Genomic DNA, 23,408 nt, shown 5'->3' with positions numbered 1-23,408 from the left:
CGGTCGCACCGAGATGCCGCCCGCCCCAGCCATGCACGGCGGTCTGGTAATGAAATGCAAATTACCGAAACAAATTAATTTTCGACCGGTTTGGCTGCAACGATGCCCAGTATCTTGCAAAATAGGTCCAACAGGCGTTGCTGTGCTGACTCTCTATCACACGCCACGTCAAGCCGTGCGATCGACATCATTTCGCGAAAACCATCAATGCCGAAACTGCGCAAGATCTCGCTCTCCATGTCCGGAGGCGACGGGTAGAGCAGCATCAAGCGCGGGCTGCTCTGTCCCTCTCAAGCCGCCCAAACCAACTCATTCACGAGGCGAAGGCGCGCCTACCGATATTGTGTCCAATTCCAAGAGCTTGGATTTGACCAGCGCAAACGTCAGCGTCCGTGAAGCTCACGTCCTCAGCCGAAAATCCTTTACACCGGCAACAGTGCCGGCAGCGTCAGGCTTTGCGACACGGCGCCATCGCCGAGCAGCACGTAGCTCCAAGGCTTGCCGTCGCCCTCCCCCGCGAAAGCATTGGCGTGTTCGACCCATGTACGGGCGGCACGAGCCTTTTCCTGAACGACCGCATCGCTCAGTTCGCTTTCCGCCTTGATCTCGACGATCAGCTTGGCGGTTTCGCACTCGACCACAAAATCTGGCTCATAGCGGCGGCCGCCGTGATACTCGATGTCGAACTGGCCGGGTGCCGGGCGCAGCCACCTGATCACGCCGGGGAACCGGTCGCTATCGATCAGGGCGGCGAAGCGTCGTTCAGGATCGCTGTCGAACTTGTGGAAGCGGTAGGGTGATTTGCGCGATCCTGTGAAGACAAACCCCGGTGTCGCCGAGAGCGGCTGCGCCTGCTGGTCGAGCGGCAGGACCCGCGTTGGATCGTAGCCAAACTGCTGCGGTCGCAGCACCTTGAAGGAACGTACCCGGCGGGCGCGGTAATCGACAGGCGTTTCGCGATAGTGGCGGCGCATCTGTTCGAAGATGAAGTCGGCCAGCTTGCGCCCATGCTCCAGCGCCACAGCCTCCACCGCCTCGTCGCTATCCAGGTAGGAGCGCAAATGTGCGATGACCTGTCCGGAGAGTTTGTAGAGTTCATCTGCCTGGCTGTCGTAGTCAATCTCCGGCAGGCCGATCAGGTGGCGGATGACATAATTCTCCATACGGGCTTCGCGCGCACCTTCTTTACCGCGTGCCATTTCGCGCTGCGCATCGGTGCGTAGATTGCGGACGAGGATCGTGTCGCCGCTCGGGCGGAAACGAATGGCGTCGAGCCCGGTCAGGTCAAATGGCTCGAACCAGAAATTGACCTCGCGGCTCGGCAGCACGACGATTTCCGGGATTTCGATCGCACTATCGGCCAGTGAGACCGCGATCTCCGCGACGAGCGCCGAGACGTCTGCTTGGGGCAGAATGCCCTCTAGCGTTCCCTGCGCTGCCGCCGTCGCGCGGGTGACGTCAGCGGCGATCTCGGCCTGAACCTCGGGCTTGCGCAAATCGGCAAGGCCGCCAGGCAGGCTGCGTTCGAACTTGTCGCGTATCAGTTCAAGAGCCGTGCTGGCGATGGCGGCCTGCTCAGGCGTCGGCGGAGCATAGATGGCGCGCCCGCCATCCTCGACTTTGCCGCCATTCGGCAAGGGCTGGAGAGTGTAGCGCAGCTCGGTTTCGCTCGGCACAGTCACCACCTCACGGCGGCCGGGCGTGATGTCGGCGCCTTCCCCGATCGTCAGCGCTTTCATGGCGACGATGGAGCCGGGCTTCTTCGCCTCTTCGATCACCGCATCGAAGCGGTCGTGGGCAATCACCGTCAGCGTATCGACCATCTCGTTACCGGTCCGCTTGCCATAGGGCAGACGCAGACCGCGCCCCAGTGTCTGCTCGGTCAGGATGTCCGAGGCAGAGGCTCGCAGCGGAACGATGGTATAGAGGTTGGTGACGTCCCAGCCTTCTTTCAGCTTGTTGACGTGAATGACGATGTCGGTCTGCGCGTCGTGCTCCAGGCCGACTAGCCGAGCCATGGCCTCGTTCGATTCCTCTCCGGTCTGGTTGGAGTGGACCTCTGCCACCTTGCCGCGATAGGCACCGCCGAAGAAGCCCTCACCCTCGATCTGGGTGCGCAGCGCGGCAGCATGGGCAGTATCCTTCGCAACCACGAGCATAAACGGGTGGACAAGCGGCGCGCCGGTCTGGCGGCTGTAGAGCTCCAGCTCCACGCGAACCTGCTCGTGATAGGTCACGCCGTCTTCCAGCATGATCGTCTCGAGCTGATCATCGTCATAATCGCTGCGCTTGAAGTTGGCGCGCGTCGCCACGGCCGGTTCCTTGACGAATCCATCCGCCATCGCCTCGCCCAAGCCATAGCGGTAGATCACATTGCGGAAGTCCTTGGGAGAGGCGCCCACGGTCTTGGGGGTCGCGGTCAACTCCAATCCCAGCCGGGGCTTCAGCTCATAGACCGCATTCGCTGCTGCCTTGGCGCGATAGCGGTGCGCCTCGTCCATCAGCATGACGAGATCGGGTTGGCTGGCGAGATGATCGAAGTAGCTTTCCCCCAGGGTCTCGCGGAACGAGCGGATGCGGCCCTTTTCCTTGTTGATCTTGTCGACGTTGAAGATGTTGATCACTACGTCGGCCAATCCTAGCCCGCCGCGAGCGTTTTCCCAGTTTTCGCCGGTGACGATGGTGGGCGGGTTCTGGGCGAATTCGCCGATGCCCTTGAACACATACTTCGGCGACGACTGCATCCGAAAATCGGCGATTAGCTTGTCGTAGATCGTCGTGTTGGGAGCTAGCACGAAAAAATTATTCGAGCGGCCCGTGAGGTGGAGATAGGCGATGAACGCCCCCATCAGGCGGGTCTTGCCAACCCCGGTGGCGAGCGCGAAACAGAGCGAGGGGAAGTCGCGCTCGAAGCCTTCTACCGAGGGATAGCTACCGCGAACGTCCGCCAGAAGCGCGACCGGATCGACCTCGCCGCGCCAGTCGATGCGGTCTGCGACGTCCGCCAGCACAGCCAGCGCTTCTTCCTGCGGCCGGCGCAATGATAGCCGCTGTGTGACGTTGCGCTGCAAGCGCTGGTTTGCCGTGAGCATGGTAGGAGCCGGGCTATGCATCGGCTGCCTCCTCGTTCGCGAACAACGGGCCAAAATCGGGCGTGGCCTCCTGGGCCTGCGGTAAATTGACGACACTCAGCGAATAATCGTCTTTGCCCCATTCACACGATGAGAGGATGGTGGAAGGGATCTTCTTCGCCATCAGGTTGGGGAACTGGTCAACCTGCCCGGCAAAAGCGCGAGCGCAGACCAGCAGGGTCCGATCCGACCCCACGGCTTCGGACAGCAGCTTGAGCGCCTCATGCGTCAGGCTTTGTGTGGTTACGTAGAGAAAATCGCTTTCGCTCGACTGCCCGTGGCGCCACCATTCCCCTTCTTCTTGGCTCGGTGCGTAGTCAAAGCCCAGATGCTTGCACATGGCCTCAGCCAGCATCTCGGGGTTGTAGACCTTATCGATCACCCAGTTGCCCCAGGCATCTTTCGCCAGTAACGAAGGCGCGAGGGTTAAGTAACGGAACCCTCCTCCTCCCTTCCAGTCAACCGCCTTAGAAACGCCACCCTGGTCCTTTCCGTCGATCACCTTCTTCAGGCGTGGCACAATATGGGTCTCGGCATGTTCCCCGATCTCAATCATGATCCAGCGACGGCCCATCTTGTGCGCGACCGCACCGGTGGTGCCAGAACCGGCGAAAGAATCGAGCACGAGGTCGTCAGGATTGGTGGCGATGTGAATGATGCGATTCAGCAAGAACTCAGGCTTAGGCGTCTCAAACGCAGCTTTTTGCCCAAACAGCCCTTCCATCTCTGACGAAGCGTGCTGATTTAGGCCCACATCAGCCCAAATCGATGGAGCCGACATACCTTGCTTTGCCTCTGTCTTAAAAAGCTTCCGCATCGGCGTTCGTGCCGTGCCTTTTGCTCCCCAAAATAAGCGACTCTCACTTTGCAAGCGCTCCATCTCTTCTTTTTTGTGGCGCCAACACGTTCCATCGCGAGGCCAAACTTCTTCACCCGTATAGGGATTTACTATGCCATAATATAGGCTCTGAACAAACCTACCGCCTTTTCCATTGGCGGTGGTATCGATCTTGCGGAACGGCCCGCGCTCGTCTGGACCATCGGGCTCAGCAAAGACCTGATACTGGGCATCCGCCTTTTCCGTCCTTGCCATCAAATTGAAAGACTCTTCAGCCTTGGTCTTCTTGCCCAATAAATCCGATGACTTGCTCCAAACTAAAATATGATCACTAATTGATCCGATCTTCCTGTCATTGGGAGGACCATCTCGCTTCTGCCAACAAACATCAATTATGAAGTTTTTCCGCCCAAACACTTCATCGGCCATCACCTTGAAATAATGCGCCTCGTTGTCGTCGAGCGTTACCCACAGCGAACCGTCGTCGGCCAGCAGCCGGTGGATGCATTCGAGTCGGTCGCGCATCAGCGACAACCACAGCGAATGCTCCAGCCCGTCGTCGTAATGGGTGAACGCCGAGCCGGTGTTGTAGGGCGGATCGATGAACACGCACTTCACTCGCCCTGCGTAGTCCGCCTCCAGCGCCTTCAGCGCCAGCAGGTTGTCCCCCTTGATCAGCAGATTGTCGAAGCGGTCGCCCTTGCGACGCTCGGCCGCGTGATACGACATTTCTGGATGCTCGATCAGGATGCGCGGCTCCAGAGCCGGGCGGTTTTCCTTGCCGGGCCAGGTGAGTTCGAGGCGGGTCTTTTTGGTCATGGTCAGCCTGTTAATTCGTCTTCGCTTGTTTGTCGTGGCGGCAGGTCTGATTGTGCCCGGATCGGTAGCTCCAGGCGCTTAGCCTTGCTGATCACGGCATTTCGGCTGACATGACCAATCCGCTGAGCGATCTCACTCGCGGAACAGCCCTCGAGCCAGAGTTTGCGCAAGATGTCGGTCTCGATCGCGGTCCAGTTGCGCCCCTCGGCGGCAAAAAGCCCGCCCTTGGCAATGCCACGATCGAGCCGGGCGATCCGGCGTTCCAGCTCGACACGCTCATCTTGGTTGCGCTGGGTCTTAGGTGAACCGGGCAACAACTTGCGTCCCCGTTCGACCAGGTCCTCGAGCTTCGCCGCAAGCATTGTTCGTTCGAGTTCCAGTTCGGACGACGGTGCCGAGCGCCCCCCATTGCATTCCGATGTCTCTAGCGTGGGAAGATCCAAGGTCGATTGGACCTCCTCGCCACTGCGAGCGGGCCCTTGGCTTTCAAGGCGATTGTCGATTTCGGCGATGCCACGCTCGATCCGGCCAAGTTTCGCCTCAGCCTGCTCGCGCCAACGCGGATGCGAACCAGTCTTCGCGAGTGCATCACGCAACCGTCTCGCCTTGGCCTCAAGCCTTTCGCGGCGGACCAGAACATTCTCACGTAATTTTTCGTCCTGTCGCCAGAGCTCGGTAACGGAGAGTTCCCTCTCGGACGCATTCTCACAACGCGCCGGCGCAAGACTTGGCAGTTTACGCAAGACGGGGGGAATGTTTTGGCAGCGCCGGCGCGCGAGCGTGGCTGACCTTCTGGGTTTCACGCGCCGCGCGTTCCGCATCGGCTTTTTCAGCGTTGGCTTGCAAGGCGGCGGCGAACCGCGTCAAGACTTCCTCTGGCTTTTCGCGGTCCTCGACGCCTTCATAAGGTGCAGCGCTAGTGTAGTATTCTCCCTGCCGCCATATGCGCGAAGGGCGCCGTTCCTGCTTATTGCTCGCGGCTCGCCACCGCACGGTAATACGTGGCTCAATTTCGATCAGCAAGTCGGTGCGCTGCCACAGCGCTTCCTCCGCCGCGTCAGCCTGACGGCGCAGCATCGTACGCTGGTCGGCAAGGCTCGCCGCTGCTGCGTCGCTCTCGGACTCGAGATCAGCGATTACCGCCCCCAGTGCGATCCGTGCCTCGATCGAACATTCGGGCATCCGGCGACGGCGGCGCAGATCGGAAATCTGGCGCTCGACGGCGCGGGTCCGCGCCGTCGCATTTGCCTCCAGCACTTCGATCCGTCGCTGCGCCCGGTCAAACAGCAACGCAAGCTCAGCGTTCGTCTCGCGCTGCCAGCGTGCATAAAAGCTCCCCTCCTCCTCGCACAGCAAGTCATCAAGGATAGCCGGTGGCTCGTCAAAACAGGGCTCGAGCCGCGACCATACGCACTCTGTCAAATGCATCGCTCGCCAAGACGGAATGGCACTCCCCTGGTGGTCACAGGCCGCGATGAGGTCGGCGCGGAGCATGTCGTGCTCGCTCTGAATCGTCGCCCGCGCGACATGTAGCCAGCCCGATCCGCCCCGGAAGGCTGCGACGTGGGTCCACGATCCTTCGTAAGAATCGAGGTCGATATCGAGGGAAAGCGGAGCTTGGCCGAACTCCGGAAACATGCGCTCAAGCCGCCTCTGCCCCATAGGCGGCAAGCGCACCGGAGCGTACGGTCCAGCGCAGAGTAAACTGCACCGCCATGGTCGGCTCCTGGCTAAGCAAGGCGGCCATCTCGTCCAGCTTATCGCCAACCTGCTTGCGCACGACCTTCTTGGCCTCGTGCTGGCTGAAGACCAGATCGTCGCGCTCGGCCTGTTTGTCGCGCACCGCGCGCATCAGCTTGAGTTTCTCGTCCATTGCCAGGTGCGGCGACAGCTTGGCCTTGTCGAGTTCCTTGATTTCCTCGTCCAACGCGGCGATCCGTGCCTGGGTCTCGATCTCCATGTCGCGGGCGTAGCGAGACAGTCGCTCTTCCTCCTCGAGCAGCCACCGATAGTTCTCCTCCTTCACGCGGCTGGAGAATTCGCCGAAAGCCTCGTCGGCCAGCGAGGCAAGGCGGGCATCGGGAACGACCAGCGTGGCCGCACCTTCAGACACCGCGGGAGCCATTAGCAACCTATCCCCGATAATCGAGGGGATGACCTCCCCGGCATCGGTCTCGGCCACGACGATCAGCTCCTCACGCGGGGCCTCGGCCACCGGCATCGTTGCGCGGACCACCCGCAGCCACCCAGATTGCCCGGCAAGGTCTGGGATGCCGCTGAGCTTGCCCGCGTAGGGGTAGGCGTCGGGATCGAGCACGATCGCTTCGTTCGTGATGGCATGATCGCGCGCGCGGGCCCGCTCGACCAGTTCTGCTCCCAGCCCGTCATTGACTCGCAGGAACTGCCAGTCCTGCGCGTCGGCGTCCTTCCATCGTGTGGTCCAGCGCTGGCCGGCATGATCGAACATCTGAGCATCAGGCGTTGGGAACTGCGCATCGGGCAGCTCAGCGTGCGCGACCATCAGCAGGCGACGTTCGAAATCCGGCAGGATGTTGGCAATGTCCTGCTCGCGCCGATGCAGCTTAGCCACGACATCGGCATCCATGTTTTCGAGCACCTTGGCCCGAGTAGCTTCGACATCAGCGTCGATACTGTCCTGGATGCGTGCGGTCAGCTCATCGAATTCGCGGTCGGCCTCTTCGGCGCTGCGGCAGGTTTGGACGATGCGTAGCACCTCACGCTCGAAGTCGATCCCGTCGGAAAGGATGCCCAGCACGTCATCGGAGGCACCGAAAACGCCTTCGAACAGGTGCAGCTTCTTTTCCAGAAGCTCGTGTATCCGCGCCTCGGCCCGGTTCTTGAGGTTCAGCATGTTGACCACGGTGACATCGACCAGCTGGCCATAGCGGTGGCAACGACCGATCCGCTGCTCGACCCTCTGCGGGTTCCACGGCAAGTCGTAGTTGATCAGGAGAGAGCAGAATTGCAGGTTGATGCCTTCAGCACCACTTTCGGTGGCGATGAGGATGGCCTTGTCCTCGCCCTTGAAGGCCTCGACGATCGCCGCCTTCATGTCGGCCGTGCGCGATCCGGAAATGCGGTCGGTTCCCGCGTGACGGGTTTTCCATTCATCATAGATGGCTCGGCTCTCGGGATCGGCGTTCGACCCATTCATCAGCGCGACCTGCCCAGCATAGCCATGTTCGGACAATAGCGCAGCGAGATAACGCTGGGTCCGGACGCTTTCTGTAAAGATCACGGCCTTCCGCCGTCCGCCCTTACTTTCAATCTCGTCGAGCACCGAGGGCAGGTTTTGGACAAGCTTTTCGCCCTTGGCGTTGATGCCAATGGAAACAGCGAGGTCGCGCATCGCACTCACGAGCTCGATCTCGGCGGCAAGCCGGACCGGATCGATTGGGGGAGCGCCCTCCCCTTCCTCATCCTCCATCGCTTCTGATTCATCGACCAGAACGTCTTCGAGATCGTCGGTCATGTCGACCGAGGCGGCCTGCTCACGGCGCAGGCGCTCGAGAAGAGTGCCGAGATACTGTGCTGTGGCAAAGGTCGAGGAACCAAGCTGCTTCCGGGCCTGCAATACAACGAGAGCATTTGTGCGACCGCCATAGGCGATGGTGTCCGGGTCCTGCAGGTATTCGGACAGCATTTCGTAGAGCCTGGTCTCGTTATCGTAAGGCTCGAAGGTGAAAGTTCGCGCGTGGCGCTTGCGGAAGTTGATGTGCCCGGCTTCCTGGACCTGGCGGCGCAGGGTTCGATGGCAGATCGGAACCAGGCGATCGCGCAAAAGCTGCTGCGATGCCGGGGTCGCTGCAGCGCCGACGAATTGCGAGCGGAAGGCATTCTCGCCGCCGAAATGCATCTCGTCGATCATCGAAACGAGACCAAACAGTTCCATCAACGAGTTCTGCAGCGGGGTCGCGGTCAGCAGGATCTTGAACCTGTCGCCCACTGCCGCCCTGAGTGCCTTGGCACCCTTCGCTCCCGCCTTGTTCCAGACATTGCGTAGACGATGGGCTTCGTCGAAGATCACGAGGTCCCACTTCGCAGCCCTGATCTCGTCAGCCTTGCGCGCGGCGAATTCGTAGGAGGCGATCGTCACCGTTCCGCCCATTTCGAAGGGACGGCGATGACCTGCCTTGACCAGTTCATTATACGTCTTCGCTTCGAGGATCCGGCTGCGCAGCGAGAATTTTTCGTGAAGTTCCTGGCTCCATTGCTTGCGCAACGATGCAGGCACGACAAGCAGAATGCGCTGCCGCTGCTCGGCCCAGCGCTGTGACATGACAAGCCCCGCCTCGATGGTCTTGCCCAGGCCGACCTCATCGGCAAGTAACACGCCCTTGGACAAGGGAGACTTGAGGGCGAACAAAGCCGCATCCACCTGATGTGGGTTCATTTCGACACGAGCCGAACTAAGTGAACGAGTGAAGGCGTCCTGCCCAGTTCCCGCAAGGGTGAGCCGCGAGGCGTGATAGTGACCTTGAAGTTCCGTGTAATTCAACGGTCTAATCCTCGTTCAGAGCTTCTTCTATGATCTCAATGCCCGAGCATCGCCCGCTCGATCCCCTGCCATTCGGCTTCGTGATGCCCTGTGTGGTTCGCCATGTTGGCCTTGGTCAGGCACCCGCGGGGAGCAATATAGCTGTCGATGCGGCGTTCGGGTTCTTCGCGCCAGGCCAGGTTGAATGCCCAAAGCTTCGGAAAGAAGTAGAGCGACGAATAAGGCAGGTGATCGTGGATCCACCAAGCCAGCTTCGTCCAGCCACCTGGTTCGGGGAAGGCGTCGTAGAAGCGGGGGATAACCACGCAGGCGGTGGCGCCCATGCGGCCGAAGCCGTCACGTCGATCCCAGATATGTGCGGCGTAGTTGGCTTCGTTCGACGCACAGTTCGCCTTCAGCTGATTGCCGAGGCTGTTAACTTCTTCCGATCGATAGGCAGAACGGATCGCGACGCGGCCGAACACGTCCTGCAACGGGTCGAGCAAGTCCTCACATAGCCGCGTTCCGGCGGCAATAGCGAGGTCGGGGTCTTCGGGTACATTCGAAATGCCGTGATGCGCGGCGATGTCCGAGAAGAGGAAGTCGCGCACGAAGAAGGACTTCGACAGACGAACCCGGCCGAAATCCTCGATAGCTGCGATGGAAGTGGGTTTCCTCATGACTCGGTCATTCTAGACAGCTGCGACAGTTCCGGTCGCGTCATCACACTGACGCAAGCGCCAGCAGCACGCGCTCCTTCATCACACGACGCAGAGCCTCAGGCGCCTCGATGCGTATGTCGCCACCCCAGGTGAACAGGTGTTCGGCGATCTCGCGCAGCCCCCCTGCCCTGAATTTCACGAGCATTTCCGTACCGTCAGGCTCGAAGCTCTGGCCGGGATGGAAGCGCCAGGCCAAAGCCTTGGCAACGGCGCTGGGCAGGACGCGCAGGACAATGTCGTGATCCTCTTCGCGCCAGATACCGAAACTCTGCGCCAACCAGGCGTCGAGATCCCATTCCTCCGGCGCGCAGCCAAGTGTGTTCGAGACGCGCGCGCCGGCCATACGGTCGAGCCGGAAGAATACCGGATCCTTTTCCAGCGCGCCCTCGCGTAGGGGAATCTTGCCAATCAGGTAGGTGGTAGGGCCGTGGACCAGGCCATAAGGGATCACGCGGCGCCATTTGGGCATCTCGGCCTCGCTGGCGGTATAATCGAACTCGACGCAATTTCCGGCGAGGATTGCGCTCTGAATTGCGCCAAGCGCTTCGGGCGTGGAGTCGTGCAGCGGGCCGGCGGTGATGCGGCTACGCTGGAGGCGGACCAATGCGTCGAGATCAGGCGCGAGTCGGCGCTTCTCGCGTGCGTCGAGCGCCGATTTGACCTTGGCAAGCAAGCTTTCAAGCTGGCGCGCGTGGCCTGTCCCCTGCACCCGGCGAGCGGCGACCTCTGCCTCGAGCGCGGCGACTTCCTCTGCGGTGGGGCGCGTGTAGGGACGGGCCAGACGGTCACGGATGAAGAAGCGCTTGGATCGATCCTCGACCCGTTCCTCGATGTCGAATTCTTCGCGCAAGGCATCGCGCAAGCGCTCGGCGGTGCGGCGGTTGACACCGAGTTCTGACGCCATCTCGTCGAGCGTCAGCCCTTCGGTCGATTCCGAAAGCAGATGCACCATTATCAGTGCTCGGCGCAGCTTGCCCATGCGCGTCGCGCCCGCGACATCCTTACCCCCGTCCGTCATAAGCCCCCACTGTGACCGGAACTGTCGTTTTATGTCGGTCAAAGCGCTTAGAGGGAAGGTGTATCCGACGGAAAGTCCCTCCGAAATGGCGGCTTCTGACGGTCAAGTGCTCGTGGCCTTGAGCGCCAGGCGGCCTGCACGTTCCGTCGTCTGCGCGGCCAATGTCGCCACCATTGCCGGATCGGCCAGGCCCGCCACCTCGACGCCCGCAGCGATAGCGTCCTCAACCGCACGCGCCAGCGCCGCGGCGCGGCGACGGACAAAAGGCGCCGTCAGCCCGGCATCGGCAGCGAACCGCACAAAACTGTCCGCTTCCACGTCCTCAAGGCTGGCCGCCCCGCCGAACCGCATGGCCAGACGCGGCGCGAGATCCGGCCAAGCACGCGTGGCAACAAGATCGTAGAACGGGGAGAGCACAATGTCCCCCGCCCCCATACCACTCGTGCCGCGCAGCAGACTGAAGTTCTTGGCATGGGCATCGGCGTTGCCGATCAGCAGGTTGAACAGCGCGGCATCGGCGAGCTTGAGCACCTCGCGTGCGGGACGGGTTGCGGCCTGGCGCAGCAGGGCGAAGGCATCGCGGAAGGCCGGCCCGCCCTCTGCCGCATATTTGCGGTTGGAAGGCACGCCCAGTGCCTGGGCGAAGTCCTCCTGATGCAACCGGATAATCGCCCCCGCCCCGTTAGCGAACCGGTCATAGCGAGTGACGAGCAACAGCGGACGCCCTTCCGCGCTGCGCCATTCGGCGCGCGCAGCATCGAGCCCGGTGATGCGCGCGAGCGCGAGACAGAAGGCTTCGTTGGCGGCGAGGCCGGGAAAACGCTCGGGCTCGGGCTTAATCAAATGGGTCGAGGGCTCGCCCGGCCGTGGCACGGCAATGGCGCCCTCCGCATCAAGCACGACGGGGAGCTTCTCCTGCGCCCCGGCGAGGCTAAGCCGGGCACCACCCTGCCCGGCGAGCATCGGCGCGCGCGGCAGTCCCTCGATTAGGGCAGCCAGATCGAGCTCGGACAACGGCTGCACGGGATGCCCCGACGTCGGCGGTTCTGGCGGCGTAACGCCGGCAGGCAGGAAAGCGAGCGCACCCGCAACATCCCCGCCCAACGCCGCGAGCAGGCGGAAGGGATTGTCAGGCGAGACCCCAAGTGCGCGTGCAATCGCGGTCCGCTGCCCTTCTTCGGGCAGGAGGCCGCCGAACACCGCATTGCAGAGGGAATCGCCAAAAGGTTCTGCCTGCTTCGGCAGGGCCTGCGACAGCGGCGATGCAGCTGCGTCATCCAACCACTCCGCCGCATAAGCGAAATGCATCGCCCCGCCACGGTCGATGGCCAGTTCGCCTGCGATGCGCTCACCCCACCAGACGGCAAGGACGTCCTGCATCGGTAGGCTCATGCGCACTGCCCAGGTCGCGCGACGACCAAGGTACAACCCAGTGCGCCCAGCACGGCGAGCACCTTGCCAAATTGCACCGTCGGTTTGCCGCGCTCGAGTTCGACAACGAAGCGCAATCCCACCCCGCTAGCCGCAGCAAGCTCGTCCTGGCGCAGACCCTGGGCCTTGCGTTCGTCCCGGATCAAAGCGCCGACATCACCGACTTGCACGACCGCGCCTCCAAATTTTCCCGACCGGTAAAATGCGCCAGTGCCCCAGCTTATTCAAGGGAATGTTTCCCGATGGGGACATTTTTCCGATTCCCTTGCGACATTTCGTCGATCAATTTCCCGATCGGGAACATACTATCCGGCGAAAATATTGCTATATCCCGGCGAAAGCCCTTCCTCGCCGCGCCAGCTTCGCGCCTATCGCCTTTCGGCAAACATCAGGTTTATGTTCGGCGATTGCTGCTTCCTCGATCGTTTCACCGCGGCGGCGGATGCAGGCTTTACCGCAGGGCAGTGCCTCCTCCCTTACGATCACCCCGTCGATGCTCTGGCGCGCCCGGTCTAGGAAACCGGGTTGGAGATAGCGCTGTTCAACTGTCCGATTGGGCTGGCCGCGAGCGCGGGATCGCCACTTTGCCTGGACGTGAGCAGAATTCCGTCACTCGATTCATGGCAACCGACCTCGAAGAGCAGCACGAGCTCCGTGTGGCAACATCTCTGCGGGTCAGATCACAATCAAGGACCGTGGCTATTGCATCAGAGGATGAAGCTGACGTTCAGCTGTCGTTCGGCGTTTGTCTAGGCGTTGCTTTCGAAACGCACGCCCTGCTCCGCGAGATATTCGGCCAGAACAACCGCATTGTTCCTGCAAGGATCTCGGGCGCCATAGAGAAGCGTTGTGTCGTGCTGCGCGGATACCTTGAGAAGCTGGTCTACCGCGGCGCTGTTGGCCTCGAGTTCGCTTCGGTATCGTGATTTGAATTCGCTAAAACGCGTTGGATCGTGACCGAACCATTTGCGAAGCTCGGCGCTAGGCGCGATATTCTCGAGCCATAGGTCAAGCGCTGCCGACTGCCGCGCGACACCCCTGGGCCAGAGCCGATCGACAAGGACGCGATAACCATCGGCGGCGTCCGCCTTGGCGTAAATGCGCTTGATCCGAAGCGTGCTCATGAGCGGTTCTCAGAGACTATGCGCTTGATCCAAGAAGGAGGGTCGCTCGCAGGGAAGGATTCCATCGAAGCATCGTCTATTTCGTCGATGAGGGAGCCGCTCGCGAGCAGAAGTCGCACCTCGCGGCAAATTTCCAAAACAAGGTCGGCATGAACGAAACTGGTACGGTCGTTTTCCCCTGACGCCGTGGTGACAGGGAAGCGGTCTCGAAGGACTTCATCCACCAGCTCTTCGGCACGATGTCGACCGGCGATGTAGCGAACGGCGTCGGCCATCTGGTCGCAATCGATGGGATAGTCATACTCATGCGTCATTGGACAACTCCCGTTCTGCCAAGAGAAAGGCTATATCGGCCGCAACTCGCATATCGTCCTCCACTCCGAAGGCGTGTTTGCGCATGCGGCCTCGACGGTCGATTAGGATAAGCGTGGGCGTGCCCTGCATCGCATAGGCTGCCATAGTCTGCGGGATCGGATCGGCAGTTCCCGGAAGATCGACGCCGATAGGAAAGGTCAGATGGAATTCGCGAATGAAGACCGCGAGGGCCTGCGGTGTCATCACGTCGTGATGCTCGAACACGGTGTGCATGCCGATGACAGCGAGTTGGGAGGGATCGAAGGAGCGCGCGATGCGCTGCGCTTGCGGAATGCTGCTCGTGACGCAGCCTTGGCACAGCATCTGGAAGGCGTGAAGAGCGACGACCTTGCCGCGTAGGACCTGTAGGGTCAGCGGGCTCGAGGCGTTGAACCATTGAGCCACATGCCAATCAGGTGCGATCGAGGTGGCGGTGTCTTCCATCGCGACATCCTTCCGCAACGTGATACCGTCGCTATGCAAGATTGGTCAGGGTCACCATTCCGCCGATTACGACGCTGAAGACCATGACGATGACGCCAACGATTCGCAGGATGTACGTGACCGGATCCCCGTCGCCGCCGCCTTGGACGATCGAAGGCGTTCGCGGCGGGGGGCGCCCGATCAGGCGGCGAACTGCCCTCTGACGGAAGGCCATCGAAAAGCCGATGAACGCGAATATCGCGGCCAAGAAGTCGACCGCAAACACATAGCCGGGCATCAAAGTCGCTCCTTCGTTGTGAAGCTGGCGGGATTTATCATCCGGCGCATGCCGCGAGACCCGTTTCCAAACCGACGAGAAGATCCCGTTCTGCTTCCAGGCCAATGGAAAGGCGCAGGAGGCTGTCGCTGATGCCTGCCGTAGCGCGCGCTTCCTCGCCCATGTCCGCGTGCGTCATCGTCGCCGGGTGGGCAACGAGGCTTTCGATGCCGCCGAGCGATTCAGCGAGGGTGAAGAAACGCACAGCCTTGATGAACTGGCGGACGGCGCTGACACCGCCGAACAACTCGAAGCTCAGCATTGCGCCGAAGCCATGTTGTTGGCGCGCGGCGACGGCATGTCCTGGATGCGTCGGTAGACCCGGGTAATGAACTTTCACCACAGCGGGGTGATTTTGAAGGTAGTTCGCGATGGCCATGGCGTTGTTTTGCTGCTGCGCCATGCGCGGAAAAAGCGTGCGCAGGCCGCGCATGGTCAGCCAGGAATCAAAAGGCGCCCCGGCACTACCGACGATATTTGCCCACTGTCGCAATTGATCGACCTGTGCAGGATCGGCCGCAACGACGGCCCCGCCGATGACATCGGAGTGCCCGTTGAGATACTTGGTTGTCGAATGGAGGACATAGTCAGCGCCAAGCTCGATCGGTCGCTGGATGGCGGGCGAGAGGAACGTGTTGTCGACCGCAACCGCCGCGCCGGCGTCGTGCGCCTTGGCAGCGAGCACGGCGATATCGACAACTCGCATCAACGGATTGCTCGGCGTTTCGATCAGGACGAGCGAGGGAACTTCCTCCAGCGCGTCTGCAAATGCCGATACATCGGATTGATCGACGAACCGAACGCTACAATGGCCGAGCTCGGCGCGCGCTTTGAGGAGGCGCATCGTGCCGCCATAGCAATCATGCGGTGCGAGAATGAGGTCGTCGGGCCGCTGGCGGCTGACCAGCAAGTCGAGGGCGGACATACCGCTCGAGGTGATGATGCTCCCTGCCCCGAGTTCGAGTTTCGCCAGCGCGTGACCGAGCAAATCGCGAGTTGGGTTGCCCGCGCGACCGTAATCGTAAAGGCGCGGCTCTTCGTAGCCGGCGAACTCGTAGGTGCTTGAGAGGTAAAGTGGCGGCGCGACCGCGCCGAAAGCTCGATCGCTGGCCACGCCATAGGCGGCAGCGGTGGTCTGCGGGTGCGGCGAGAAATCGCGGTGATCAGTCATTGAAGAATCGCCCCTCCGTAACTTCGCGTACGATACCGGCCCGAATGGTGAAGTCCCCGAAATGCTCGCCTGGCTGCCTTTCTCTTGCGTATCTACCGAGCGTTTCCGCCAGCACGTCGATGATCGTCGCCTCACCGATATTTTCCTTGACCATCCGATTGAGACGCTCGCCGTGAAAGCCACCACCCAGGTAGAGATTGTATTTGCCGGGAGCTCGGCCGGTCAGCCCGATCTCGGCGATATAGGGGCGCGAACAGCCATTTGGGCAGCCGCTCATGCGAACCGTGATCGGTTCGTCGGACAAGCCGTTCTCGGCGAGGATCGTCTCGATCTTTTCGAGCAGCGTCGGCAGGTATCGTTCGCTTTCCGCCATGGCTAGCCCGCAGGTCGGCAGAGCCACGCAGGAGATCGCATTGCGCCGGAGTGTCGAGACGTGATCGCTATCCGGAAAGTGCTCTGCCAGGATGGCGTCGATCGCTGGCCGATCTTCGGTTTTGACGCCGGCGATGATTAGGTTTTGATTTGCGGTAAGCCTGAATGCGCCGCGGTGGAGGCGGGCGACATCACGTAGAGCGTCGAGCAGCTTGAGATCGAGCCGCCCGTTTTCGATGATGAGCGTGCGATGGTGGCGGCCGTCAGGCGTTGTGTTCCACCCATAGCTGTCGCCATTCGACGCGAAATCAAAGGCGCGCTCGCGTTCGAATGGAAACCCCATGCGCCGCTCAATCTCGTTTTTAATCCAGTCGAGGCCCTTGTCGTCAATTGTGTATTTGAAGCGGGCGTGCTGGCGATCCCTGCGATCGCCATAGTCGCGCTGAACGGCCATAACCGCGTCGGCACAGGCGATGACCCGACCGGCGGGCACGAACCCGATCATGCTGGCGAGCCGCGGATAGGTCTCAGGTGCCTGATCAGTGCGGCCCATACCGCCGCCGATAACTACGTTAAAGCCAGCGAGCCCCTCATCACTCTCGATCGCAATGAGCCCAAGATCTTGGGCGTAGACATCGATGTCGTTGGAGGGCGGCAGTGCAAAGCCGATTTTGAACTTTCGGGGCATGTAGGTGCGGCCGTAGAACGGCTCTTCGGGGTCAGAACCCGCAACTCTCTCGTTGCCGTACCAGATCTCGTGATAGGCCCGGGTCTTCGGAACGACATGGTCGCTGACGCGTTTGGCCAAGGCGGCGACCTCGGCATGGAAGCGCGAGCTTTGCGGATCGACCGTGCACATCACTCCGCGGCTGTCGTCGCCGCAGGCGGCCACGGTGTCGAGCAGCGTCTCGTGCAAGCCCTGGATGATCGGTCGAAGGCTGTCCTTCAGAACCCAGTGGAACTGAAATGTCTGGCGAGTGGTAATGCGTAGGGTTTCGCCGCCATGCGCACGCGCGAGCTCGTCGAGCTTCAGCCATTGCGCGGGCGTGCAGACGCCGCCTGGCAGCCTGACTCGGATCATGAACTGATAGGCAGGTTCGAGCCTTTGACGCCGGCGCTCATCGCGCAGGTCTCGATCGTCCTGCTGATAGATCCCATGAAACTTCATCAGCTTCACGTCATCGACCGAGGGAACAGCGCCGGTGATCCGGTCGAGCAGGCCATCGGCGATGGTCCCGCGCAAATAGTCGCTGCGGTCCTTCATGGTTTCGTCCGGACCGAGCCGTTCAAGCGGCTGCGAAAGATCGTGAGTGCGGTCGATGACGGTCGTATCGGTCATTTCGGGCCCTTCAATAGACGTCGCGCTGATAGCGGTGGTCGGCCTGGAGGGAGCGGACGTAGTCCTCCGCCGCCTCGCGGCCAGTATGGGCTTCGTGCGCCACGATATCGATCAGCGCTTCGTGGACGTCGGGCGCGAGATTGGTGGCATCCCCGCAGACGTAAACATGCGCTCCTTCTTCCAGCCAGGCGAATATGTCGCGGCTTCGTTCCTTCATGCGGTGCTGAACATAGACTTTGTCGGCACGGTCGCGCGAGAAGGCGACGTCCATGCGGGTAAGCGTGCCGTCTTTGAGCCACCCCTGCCATTCGGTTTGGTAGAGGAAATCGGTGCGGAAGTTTCTCTCGCCAAAGAAAAGCCAGCTCTTGCCGGAAACGGCCTTCGCCTCGCGGTCCTGCAAGAAGGCCCGATAGGGCGCGACACCGGTCCCGGCTCCGATCATCAGGATAGGAGCATCGGATGCGGGTAACCGGAAGTGCTGGTTGCTCTGAATGTAGACGGGAAGAACGGTGTCAATTTCGGCGCGGTCGGCCAGTAGGCCGGAGGCTACGCCGCTGCGGCCAGCGCCATGGAGGCTGTAACGCAAGGGCGCGACCGTGAGGTGAGCTTCGTCGGGCGCCGCGCAGAGGCTCGAGGCCAGCGAATAGAGCCGAGGCTGAAGCGGCCTGAGCGCCGAGACGAAACCTTGCGGCATGACGTCGCGCACAGGAAACCGGCGGACGATGTCGACGAGGTGATGGGTGCGCAGGAACACGGAGCGTTCGCCGGCGCGGTCCTCTTCCTGCAACTGCTTGAGGAAGACCGCGTCGCTCAGCAGCGCCCAATAGTCCAGAAAGCGCGGTGTGGCCGCGGTGATTTCGAAGCGATTGGTCAGAGCGTCACCGATTGAGCAGTGCTGGCCCTTTAGGTCGAACTCTGCCTCAGGGGCCAGCGAAAGGGCCTCCAGGAGCTCAGCCACAACGGCGGGATCATTCGTCGCCGCAATCCCGAGCGCATCCCCCGGCTCGTAGGCCAAGTCCGATCCTGCGAGCGAGAACTCGATATGCCGGGTCTCCTTGGTGGAGCCGCGCCCGACGATGGCGATGTTCTCGATGACCGGCGCCGGAAATGGGTTGCGCTTGTCGTGGGCTGTCGCTGGTGCGAAAGCCTCCTGGTCGCGTAGGCTCAGGCCGGGCGCAGGGTTGGGCGGGATTTCCGCTGCGAGGATATCCACGAGCGACCGTATCCAAGCCTCGGCCGCCTCCTCATAGTCGACATCGCAATCGACGCGGGCGGCAAGGCGCTTGGCCCCGAGTTCCTCGAAGCGCTGATCGAGCCGTTTTCCGGCTTGGCAGTAGAATTCATAGGTCGAATCTCCGAGCGCGAGCACGCTGAACCGAACATCTTCGAGCTTCGGCGCTTTGCGGCTTTCGACAAATTCGAAGAAGCCTGTTGCCGGTTGTGGCGGGTCGCCCTGCCCATAGGTGCTGGCAATGATCAGCAAATCCTGCTCCCGGCCAAGCTGACGCACCTTGTAGTCGGCCATGTCCTGGAGGTTGCAGGCTACTCCCTTGTCCCGAAAGGTCGTCGCGAGCGACTGGCCGAGTTCTGCTGCGTTGCCTGTCTCGGTGCCGTAGAGGATGGTGAGCGTGCGCGGTGCGACAAGGGACGCCGGCTGCGGTTGGGGCTCCCGCAAACCGGCGTCTAGTCCTGCGAAGTAACCGCTGAGCCAATTCGTCTGCATCGGATTGAGCGACCGGGTCAGTCCTTCGACCTGCCGCCATTGTTCCAGGGTCAGGGGGTTCCCCGGGAGATCCGACGCATACATGCGGTTCATTCCTTGATTTTTCAGCTTCCTTTCCTGAGGCTCCGGCCTGGTCGGTCAGGACATCTCCGGCTGCCGTCGTCTGAAGCATTCATTCCGAGACCAGAGTTTGCAAAACCACAATCCATAATGCAAACGACTATTATTGGGCATTTAGCGCAAAATATTTACGCTAAATGCCCACCCAGCGTGGCGCCCGGCTCTGCACTGTGTTTGGGAAGGGTTGGTCGGCCGGAAAGCGGCTTAGCCATTTCGAGCAATATTTTTGCTACTAAACGACAATACCATTCGCTTGTCCGCATTTAATTTTGGTCCACTATGGTCGCACGCCCCCTCGGACGTCGCGGATATCCGGTTGCGTCGACATGTCGCGGCGCAACCGGGTGTTCGGCCACTAATAAATTGAACTGGGGATCTGATGGTTTGGACCGAAATTCTTGTACCCGTCCTGGGCGGCGACAACGATGCCGCACTCCTGGCGATCGCCAAGGCACTGGCTGAGCCATTCAACGCCGCGATCAACGTGGTCTACGCGTCGCCTTCACCCATCAGTCTATTCAGTTGGGCTGGGGAAGGCGGATATGGTCCGACCGATGTCGCCGTCGCCGCTATGCAAGAGAGCGCCGACAGGGGCCAGGCGCGTTGCCGCGATCTGCTTGCGTCGCTGGACTATCCCAAAACCAAGTTCGAAGCCGTGACCGCCGATGATTGGATCGGGTTGCGGACGGTGTCCAGACTAGCCGACGTGGTGATCTGGGAGCGGTCGGTTTCGCGCGGACATGGGTTTCTTGCGAACGCATTTCAGCAAATTCTGCTCGACGAGCGTCGCCCGGCGATCATTGCCGACAAGCCCACCAAGGCGGACGGAACGATAGCCATTGCCTGGGATGGTGGCCGGGAGGCGTCGCGCGCGCTGCGGCGCGCGGTGCCGCTGCTCCGAGGTGCTACCAAGGTTGTCATCCTGAGCGTGCCGCATGCGATGGCGCATCCGTGCGACGGATCGCGCGCAGTGGACTATCTGGCAGATCAAGGGATCAAAGCCGATGCGGTCGTACTCCATACGCAAGGAGATGCGGGCCAAGCGATTCTGGGCGGCGTAAGGGACTTGGGCGCCGATATTCTTGTCGCCGGCGCGTTTGGTCATCCGCGACTTCAGCGCTTCATTTTCGGTGGTACCACGCAGCTGTTGCTGGATAGCGGCTCCCCTGCCGCCTTGTTCCTATCTCACTGAGGCGTCGCGTCATGGGTAGTGTGACCTATCTTCCTGCCAGCACCTATGTGTTTCCAACGCAAGTCGAAGGGACGGATAACGCGGAGGTCCATCGTGCCTTCCTCTTTCGACTCTCCGGTTGGCCCCAGTATGCCCTCTCCAGCGATGTAAAAGGGCAATCCTTGCCTCGTGGGGTCCGCGGATCGATCTGCTGGACGTTCATAAGAGCTATCGATTTGATAGCTGGCGAGTGGCGCGTAGCCTTCGATACCGACGAAGCTCTGCGGTCACTCCATGACGATGGTTACGCGCTGTTGGGTGGCTTTTTCGGGTCCCGATAGCGGGACGCGCGCCCGCTTCGTTTCATAGAACGAACGACGCAAATTCAATTGATATGTAGGACCATGAGTGCCGGATCGGATATCCTGCATCCGAGTGCTGCCCAGCCGGCAGGAAACCTGCTGGAGATGCTGAACGAGGACGGTTTTGTCGCGCGCCGGCGATATGTCTATGAGGCGGTGCATACAGGCACACGCGATCCCTAAGAGGTTGCGGCGAGGCTAAGCCAGATCGCCACGATCCTCATCCATTCACCCCGGGCAGGTCGGTACGTTGCAGGGTGGTTGTATCGGCAGCTTCCTTTATGAAAAGGCAGGGTCACATGCATTTCTTCAGCTGCGGCGGCACCCTTTAACAGTCTCCCAGGTGCGCACGCAGTGATCGCTGCAAAGCCAATGAAGCAGATCTTTTCGCGGTGGGTCGACGAGGGTTACTGACGCGACTTTGAGGATGCCTCAATATTCTTGCTGTGATCCAACGAAAAGATGATCTTTGTTGCGGATAGGCTGAATGATAGGCCCTAATTCGTAGAGACGATCCGCCACATCAACGTGACGATGACCGTGCAATCTTTGTTGCGCGGGCGTGGATAGCATGCGCCCGCCGACAGCATTTCAACGGTTTCTGAACGCCATCGTCTCCGAGCAACGCGGAGTAGACGACGATGGCTGTTACCGCAGTGACGAATGAATTTCGGGCGCCAGCAGGCGAGCATGAGGACGAGCACGATGGCAAACCGGCGTTCTTCGCTCGCTGGTTCATGTCGACAAATCACAAAGACATCGGGACACTCTACCTGATCTTTTCGATCGTCGCCGGCATCCTCGGCGGTGCGATCTCAGGTCTGATGCGGCTCGAACTCGCGGAGCCGGGGATCCAGTACCTGCCGCTTTGGCTGGGGAGCAGCGACTTTTCTGGAGCGCTGCACCTGTGGAACGTCCTGATCACCGCACACGGCCTCATCATGATCTTCTACGTGATCATGCCGGCAATGGTCGGCGGCTTTGGCAACTGGCTCGTTCCGCTCATGATCGGTGCGCCGGACATGGCGTTCCCGCGCATGAACAATGTCAGCTTCTGGCTATTGGCCGTTTCCTTCCCGCTTTTTCTGGCTTCAGCGTTCGTGCCCGGCGGATCAGGCAATGGTGCGGGGACCGGTTGGACGCTCTACGCTCCTCTATCGACGAGCGGATCTCCAGGTCCCGCCGTCGACATGGTCATCTTCGCTATGCACTTGGCCGGAATTTCCTCGATCCTCGGTGCGATCAATTTCATCACGACCATCTTCAACATGCGCGCGCCAGGCATGACGCTCCACAAAATGCCACTCTTCTGCTGGTCGATCCTGGTAACTGCTTTCATGCTGCTCTTTGCCCTGCCCGTGCTCGCTTCCGCGATCACTATGCTCCTGACCGACAGAAATTTCGGCACTACTTTTTTTGACCCGTCCGGCGGCGGCGACCCCGTCCTCTATCAGCACCTGTTCTGGTTTTTCGGACACCCAGAAGTCTACATCATGATTATTCCGGGGTTCGGTATCGTCAGCCAGGTCACATCGACTTTTAGCCGAAAGCCGGTGTTCGGCTATCTCGGCATGGTCTACGCGATGATCGCTATTGCCGTCATCGGGTTTATCGTTTGGGCACACCACATGTTCACAGTGGGCATGTCGATCAACCTGAAGATGTATTTCACTGCCGCTTCGATGGTCATTGCGGTTCCCACTGGAATCAAGATCTTCTCCTGGCTTGCGACACTATGGGGAGGATCCTTGACGTTCCGCACGCCGTTGCTCTGGGCTCTGGGGTTCATTTTCATGTTCACGATCGGTGGGGTCACCGGTGTAGTGCTCGCCAATGGCGGCATCGACGACGTGCTACAGGACACCTATTATGTCATAGCGCATTTCCACTATGTCCTGTCTCTCGGCGCAGTGTTTTCGTTGTTTGCGGGTTTCTACTTCTGGTTCCCGAAGATGACGGGCAGAATGTACAGTGAGTTGCTCGGCAAGCTGCATTTCTGGATATTCTTCATTGGCGTGAATATCTTGTTTTTCCCGATGCATTTTCTCGGGCTCCAGGGAATGCCGCGCCGATATCCCGATTATCCCGAGGGGTTCGCCTATTGGAACCATGTAGCATCAATTGGTTATGCTGTTATGGCTTTCGGGATGCTGTTCTTTTTCGCCAACATCATCTGGTCGTTTGTCTGGGGCAAGCGGGCCGGCGACAACCCCTGGGGCGATGGGGCGACAACGCTAGAATGGACGCTTTCCAGCCCGCCGCCGTTCCATCAGTTCGAGACACCTCCCGACATCCGTTGATAGGTCGGCGACCGAGAATCCTAGACCAGACATGGGGAATTGGGAGGCGCCGATTAGCGTAGACCAGACAAATCCTGCCATGCTCGTACGCCATGCCCCCAGTCCGAGTTGCTCTCGTGAGCGTACTTGTGCGTAAGGAATTGAAAAATGGGAAG

19 protein-coding genes are annotated in these 23,408 nt (G+C 60.7%); 2 read left to right on the top strand and 17 right to left on the bottom strand.

What is annotated here, in order from left to right; translation table 11 throughout:
• Positions 1-74: 74 nt before the first annotated feature.
• From KRR38_RS31390 to KRR38_RS31310, 17 genes are all read right to left on the bottom strand, one after another.
• A complete protein-coding gene (locus KRR38_RS31390; protein ID WP_217407746.1) occupies positions 75-269 on the bottom strand; it encodes a hypothetical protein in 195 nt (64 codons plus the stop codon).
• Between the two features lie 153 nt (positions 270-422).
• Positions 423-3,113 (bottom strand): DEAD/DEAH box helicase family protein, encoded by a 2,691-nt coding sequence (locus KRR38_RS31385; protein WP_254515803.1) that lies wholly within the window; start codon positions 3,111-3,113, stop codon positions 423-425.
• The gene (locus KRR38_RS31380; protein WP_217407745.1) at positions 3,106-4,788 is read right to left on the bottom strand and encodes a site-specific DNA-methyltransferase; all 1,683 of its coding nucleotides are present in this window, start codon (positions 4,786-4,788) and stop codon (positions 3,106-3,108) included. The genes KRR38_RS31385 and KRR38_RS31380 overlap by 8 nt, the downstream gene beginning before the upstream one ends.
• Before the next feature lie 2 nt (positions 4,789-4,790).
• Positions 4,791-5,384 (bottom strand): GcrA family cell cycle regulator, encoded by a 594-nt coding sequence (locus KRR38_RS36680; protein WP_254515802.1) that lies wholly within the window; start codon positions 5,382-5,384, stop codon positions 4,791-4,793.
• 139 nt (positions 5,385-5,523) lie between these two features.
• Complete coding sequence (locus KRR38_RS31370) at positions 5,524-6,426, bottom strand: hypothetical protein (protein WP_217407744.1); 903 nt, start codon at positions 6,424-6,426, stop codon at positions 5,524-5,526.
• A 4-nt stretch (positions 6,427-6,430) separates the two neighbouring features.
• Positions 6,431-9,202, bottom strand: coding sequence for an SNF2-related protein (locus tag KRR38_RS31365; protein WP_217407743.1), 2,772 nt, complete (start codon positions 9,200-9,202; stop codon positions 6,431-6,433).
• 140 nt (positions 9,203-9,342) lie between these two features.
• Complete coding sequence (locus KRR38_RS31360; RefSeq protein WP_217407742.1) at positions 9,343-9,966, bottom strand: hypothetical protein; 624 nt, start codon at positions 9,964-9,966, stop codon at positions 9,343-9,345.
• A gap of 43 nt (positions 9,967-10,009) precedes the next feature.
• Positions 10,010-11,026 (bottom strand): YafY family protein, encoded by a 1,017-nt coding sequence (locus KRR38_RS31355; protein WP_217407741.1) that lies wholly within the window; start codon positions 11,024-11,026, stop codon positions 10,010-10,012.
• Positions 11,027-11,128: 102 nt separating this feature from the next.
• Positions 11,129-12,418, bottom strand: a complete 1,290-nt coding sequence (locus KRR38_RS31350) for a type II toxin-antitoxin system HipA family toxin (RefSeq protein WP_217407740.1) — start codon at positions 12,416-12,418, stop codon at positions 11,129-11,131.
• Complete coding sequence (locus KRR38_RS31345; RefSeq protein WP_217407739.1) at positions 12,415-12,627, bottom strand: helix-turn-helix transcriptional regulator; 213 nt, start codon at positions 12,625-12,627, stop codon at positions 12,415-12,417. The genes KRR38_RS31350 and KRR38_RS31345 overlap by 4 nt, the downstream gene beginning before the upstream one ends.
• Positions 12,628-13,206: 579 nt before the next feature.
• Complete coding sequence (locus KRR38_RS31340) at positions 13,207-13,581, bottom strand: DUF488 domain-containing protein (RefSeq protein ID WP_217407738.1); 375 nt, start codon at positions 13,579-13,581, stop codon at positions 13,207-13,209.
• On the bottom strand, positions 13,578-13,895 hold the full coding sequence (locus tag KRR38_RS31335) for a hypothetical protein (protein WP_217407737.1): 318 nt from the start codon (positions 13,893-13,895) through the stop codon (positions 13,578-13,580). Before KRR38_RS31335 ends, KRR38_RS31340 begins: the two co-directional genes overlap by 4 nt.
• Positions 13,885-14,379 (bottom strand): TlpA family protein disulfide reductase, encoded by a 495-nt coding sequence (locus tag KRR38_RS31330; RefSeq protein WP_217407736.1) that lies wholly within the window; start codon positions 14,377-14,379, stop codon positions 13,885-13,887. The genes KRR38_RS31335 and KRR38_RS31330 overlap by 11 nt, the downstream gene beginning before the upstream one ends.
• Before the next feature lie 31 nt (positions 14,380-14,410).
• On the bottom strand, positions 14,411-14,656 hold the full coding sequence (locus KRR38_RS31325; protein ID WP_217407735.1) for a hypothetical protein: 246 nt from the start codon (positions 14,654-14,656) through the stop codon (positions 14,411-14,413).
• Positions 14,657-14,693: 37 nt separating this feature from the next.
• Positions 14,694-15,866: a cystathionine gamma-synthase gene (gene metB, locus KRR38_RS31320; RefSeq protein ID WP_217407855.1), complete on the bottom strand. Its 1,173-nt coding sequence runs from the start codon at positions 15,864-15,866 to the stop codon at positions 14,694-14,696.
• Positions 15,859-17,577, bottom strand: coding sequence for an NADPH-dependent assimilatory sulfite reductase hemoprotein subunit (locus KRR38_RS31315; RefSeq protein ID WP_217407734.1), 1,719 nt, complete (start codon positions 17,575-17,577; stop codon positions 15,859-15,861). The genes metB and KRR38_RS31315 overlap by 8 nt, the downstream gene beginning before the upstream one ends.
• A gap of 10 nt (positions 17,578-17,587) precedes the next feature.
• Positions 17,588-19,384 carry an assimilatory sulfite reductase (NADPH) flavoprotein subunit gene (locus KRR38_RS31310; RefSeq protein ID WP_217407733.1) on the bottom strand — a complete coding sequence of 599 codons (1,797 nt, stop codon included), beginning with the start codon at positions 19,382-19,384 and terminating at the stop codon, positions 17,588-17,590.
• Positions 19,385-19,799: 415 nt separating this feature from the next.
• On the opposite strand from KRR38_RS31310, the gene KRR38_RS31305 reads away from it, so the two are divergent.
• On the top strand, positions 19,800-20,612 hold the full coding sequence (locus tag KRR38_RS31305) for a universal stress protein (protein WP_217407732.1): 813 nt from the start codon (positions 19,800-19,802) through the stop codon (positions 20,610-20,612).
• Between the two features lie 982 nt (positions 20,613-21,594).
• Entirely contained in the window at positions 21,595-23,253 is a 1,659-nt protein-coding gene (gene ctaD, locus KRR38_RS31300) for a cytochrome c oxidase subunit I (protein WP_217407731.1), read from the top strand.
• The last annotated feature ends 155 nt before the right edge of the window (positions 23,254-23,408 follow it).

It is taken from the genome of Novosphingobium sp. G106, from assembly GCF_019075875.1.
Lineage (GTDB): Bacteria > Pseudomonadota > Alphaproteobacteria > Sphingomonadales > Sphingomonadaceae > Novosphingobium.
This window is presented reverse-complemented; position numbering and strand designations above follow the sequence as displayed.

Coding starts and splice junctions, on each gene's coding strand:
- KRR38_RS31380 (WP_217407745.1), bottom strand. CDS start 4,788: ATGACCAAAAAGACCCGCCTCGAACTCACCTGGCCCGGCAAGGAAAAC.
- KRR38_RS31325 (WP_217407735.1), bottom strand. CDS start 14,656: ATGCCCGGCTATGTGTTTGCGGTCGACTTCTTGGCCGCGATATTCGCG.
- metB (WP_217407855.1), bottom strand. CDS start 15,866: ATGACTGATCACCGCGATTTCTCGCCGCACCCGCAGACCACCGCTGCC.
- KRR38_RS31310 (WP_217407733.1), bottom strand. CDS start 19,384: ATGTATGCGTCGGATCTCCCGGGGAACCCCCTGACCCTGGAACAATGG.
- KRR38_RS31305 (WP_217407732.1), top strand. CDS start 19,800: ATGGTTTGGACCGAAATTCTTGTACCCGTCCTGGGCGGCGACAACGAT.
- KRR38_RS31335 (WP_217407737.1), bottom strand. CDS start 13,895: ATGACGCATGAGTATGACTATCCCATCGATTGCGACCAGATGGCCGAC.
- KRR38_RS31360 (WP_217407742.1), bottom strand. CDS start 9,966: ATGAGGAAACCCACTTCCATCGCAGCTATCGAGGATTTCGGCCGGGTT.
- KRR38_RS31385 (WP_254515803.1), bottom strand. CDS start 3,113: ATGCATAGCCCGGCTCCTACCATGCTCACGGCAAACCAGCGCTTGCAG.
- KRR38_RS31330 (WP_217407736.1), bottom strand. CDS start 14,379: ATGGAAGACACCGCCACCTCGATCGCACCTGATTGGCATGTGGCTCAA.
- KRR38_RS31315 (WP_217407734.1), bottom strand. CDS start 17,577: ATGACCGATACGACCGTCATCGACCGCACTCACGATCTTTCGCAGCCG.
- ctaD (WP_217407731.1), top strand. CDS start 21,595: ATGGCTGTTACCGCAGTGACGAATGAATTTCGGGCGCCAGCAGGCGAG.
- KRR38_RS31365 (WP_217407743.1), bottom strand. CDS start 9,202: ATGAACCCACATCAGGTGGATGCGGCTTTGTTCGCCCTCAAGTCTCCC.
- KRR38_RS31350 (WP_217407740.1), bottom strand. CDS start 12,418: ATGAGCCTACCGATGCAGGACGTCCTTGCCGTCTGGTGGGGTGAGCGC.
- KRR38_RS31355 (WP_217407741.1), bottom strand. CDS start 11,026: ATGACGGACGGGGGTAAGGATGTCGCGGGCGCGACGCGCATGGGCAAG.
- KRR38_RS31340 (WP_217407738.1), bottom strand. CDS start 13,581: ATGAGCACGCTTCGGATCAAGCGCATTTACGCCAAGGCGGACGCCGCC.
- KRR38_RS31370 (WP_217407744.1), bottom strand. CDS start 6,426: ATGTTTCCGGAGTTCGGCCAAGCTCCGCTTTCCCTCGATATCGACCTC.